The sequence below is a fragment of the Xanthomonas prunicola genome, assembly GCF_002846205.1.
Classification (GTDB): Bacteria; Pseudomonadota; Gammaproteobacteria; order Xanthomonadales; family Xanthomonadaceae; genus Xanthomonas; species Xanthomonas prunicola.
Genome location: NZ_PHKV01000044.1, coordinates 1 through 2,599, shown reverse-complemented (window position 1 = coordinate 2,599; position 2,599 = coordinate 1). Strand labels below are relative to the sequence as shown.

General features: G+C 57.6%; 1 protein-coding gene and 1 pseudogene. One reads left to right on the top strand and one right to left on the bottom strand.

The features are described from left to right. Positions 1-540, bottom strand: a pseudogene (locus XpruCFBP8353_RS22920) (protein adenylyltransferase SelO family protein); the annotation flags it as partial. Between the two features lie 500 nt (positions 541-1,040). Between XpruCFBP8353_RS22920 and XpruCFBP8353_RS22915 the strand changes: the two are divergent. Next, positions 1,041-2,591, top strand: a complete 1,551-nt coding sequence (locus XpruCFBP8353_RS22915) for a MobA/MobL family protein (protein ID WP_243391203.1) — start codon at positions 1,041-1,043, stop codon at positions 2,589-2,591. Positions 2,592-2,599: the final 8 nt, after the last annotated feature.

The following is a 2,599-nucleotide window of genomic DNA, read 5'->3' as shown; positions in this document are numbered from 1 at the left end:
ATCGGTGCGCGCCAGGGAGAAGCCGGCATCGATGATGGCAACGATGGGGACTGTCCCGTGGGGGAGTTCTGCGTTGAGGATCTCGCTGGCGACTGCCTCGCGAATGGCGTCGTAAAGATAGAGACAGCCATGGGAGTGTGACCAATCATGGGCCTCGGAGACCAGTGGCGTGGGGCCGGTTCCTTTGGCGATGAGCATGCCATCGGAGCCACAGCGGCCACTCCCCCCGTGGATCGCCCCACCGCTCCCACCATAGCGATCAGCGCCCAGTGCCTGTCCGCCGAAGGTGCCGGCAACGCAGTGGGCTTCGATAGAGGTCACGGCAAAGCGCTCAAGCAAGGACGCTGAGATGCGGGCCCGAGTTGACGCGTCGTGGATGGCTATGCCTAAGTCGTGAAACCAGCGCTCATTGAGCCAGAGCAAAGAAGCATCCGGCAGTCTTCCCACTGGAAAGGGCACGAGCATTGAGGTGCTCACGCTGGCAAGGCTCAACAGGTTGGGGTCGTTCTTATCATCCATGTCCCAGTAGTCATTGGGCATTTCGCTTCCTTGTTTCCGCAGCTGTTGCGACTTAGCGTTCGATCGGCGTTGGTGATGCTACCAACCTGACGGCAATTCGTCCTGCGGCTGCTTGGATTTCCCGAGGCCACGGGACATCACTTCTGCATGGACAGTCAGCATAAAAACGACACATGGCGTGAGGGCGTAATCAGATTGGTACAGGTCTTATTCATTCTTTGGTATAACTAATATTTATATGTAAAAAGAGCCATGGTTGATCCAACTGTGGCGAAAACAAATTCAAAGAAAAATTAAAGAGCAAGAGCGCACTTATGGTTTCTGCTTTGCAGAAACCGTGCGCCAACGCTGTGCGTCGGTGCGGTGGCTTTCGCCACCTCGTTGCCTATGCTCCGCTAGGCAACACAGCCACTTCAAAACCTCGTGATCAAGGTCTCTGTGCTGTCGAGTTCGCTTAACTCTCGACAGGGAATGTTCTGTCGCTTCTTTGTGTGCTCCACAAACAAACAGGAGTTTCACAAATGGCGATTTATCACGCAACAATGAAGTCTTTCAGCCGAGGCAATGGCGACTCTTCGGTCGCAGCAGCTGCTTACCGCGCAGGGTTTGATCTGCTCGATACGAGCACAGGGCTTGGTCACAATTATTCCCACCGAGGCGGCGTCGATTTCCATCAGATGCTTGCGCCGAAAGGAGCGCCCGAGTGGTGCTTTGATGCGCAGTATTTTTGGAACGCGAACGAAGCGGCCGAGACGCGCAAGAACGCACGCGTTTGCCGAGAAGTCGAGGTGTCGCTTCCGCACCAACTCGATCCACAACAACGGAGAGTGCTCGCTTTGGCGCTTGGCCAATTGCTGGTCAATCGGTTCAAGGTCGCAGTATTGGTCGCTGTGCACACACCAAGCAAATATGGTGATCAGCGCAATCATCATGTGCATTTGCTGATGTCAGCACGACAAGTCGGCCCAGGAGGACTGGGGGAGCGCGCTTGCGCTGAGTTTGATGCGCGACAAGGCGGCGGCACACGAGCGCTGCGGCAAATCCGCAAAGACATTGCAATGGTCATCAATGCGCACTTGAAAAATGCGGGCAATGCGGCTCAGGTAGATCATCGCAGCCTCCGAGCACAAGCACACGAAGCCGCGCGCAATGGAGAGTTTGAACGCGCCCGCGAACTCACGCGTCGGCCTGGCAAGCACTTGCGCAAAGCCAAAGTGGCGGTGATGCGCAAAACGAAGTTCACAGCAGAAGTCAGAGGGGCAGGTGGGCGAGAAGCAGCACTGGCGCTTTCAAAGCTTGTCGCTGAGCACATGAAAAAAAGCGGGGGCGTCGTGCACGAAGTGCCACCGTCTCATAGCCATGCGACAGCACTTCGGGATCGGGCCAACGCACAGGCTTCTGGATTGGACGGGCGCACAGCGGTTGGGCAGACACGATTGTCAGGCGCAGAGCGGGTGCGGCAGATCAAAGAGCGCTTGGCGCGTGCGCCAGCGCCTCGCCCGGGTCTCTACACGCCTTACAGCGGTCAGACCCGACATCTTAGTCGCGTGACGCGTTTGGCTCGTTCCTCGGGCCGACAAGACGCTGAGGTGCTCAATGCGGAGGCGCAACTGATTGAAGATTGGCTCGAAGCCCAACGAGCGGTGGCTCAGCAGTCTCTCGAAGTCTTGCGGCAGATCCCGGGTATCCAGATTGAGCCCGAGTTCCAGCGGGCGCACTCCACGCTCGTTTGCCGGCGAGCGGATAGCTACGCCTGCCGGCGAGCGGATAGCTACGCCACCAAGCCATTTCTCTTTGAAGACACCGAGATGCTTGCTCGCTCAATCAGCAAGTATGCCCATGCGCTGGTGCGACCCTACAAGGCGCGTGTGGCCGTGCTAGATGCGCAAGCCAAGCTCTATGAGCAAGAATACGATTCCGATACGAAAGCGGTGGCCAGAGCACAGCGGCGCTTGGCGCGAACGAAGAGGCATGTTTCCCCGCGCATCCAAGCGATCCAGCAGGGGCGGATCAAGCGGGCTCGAAAAGCGATGGTGGAGGCGGCTGAGGATGATACGCCCAGGGTTTCCTAGACATCTCA

What these genes read in the sequence shown, in the direction of transcription:
- XpruCFBP8353_RS22915 (WP_243391203.1), top strand. Translation starts at nt 1,041, where the DNA reads ATGGCGATTTATCACGCAACAATGAAGTCTTTCAGCCGAGGCAATGGC.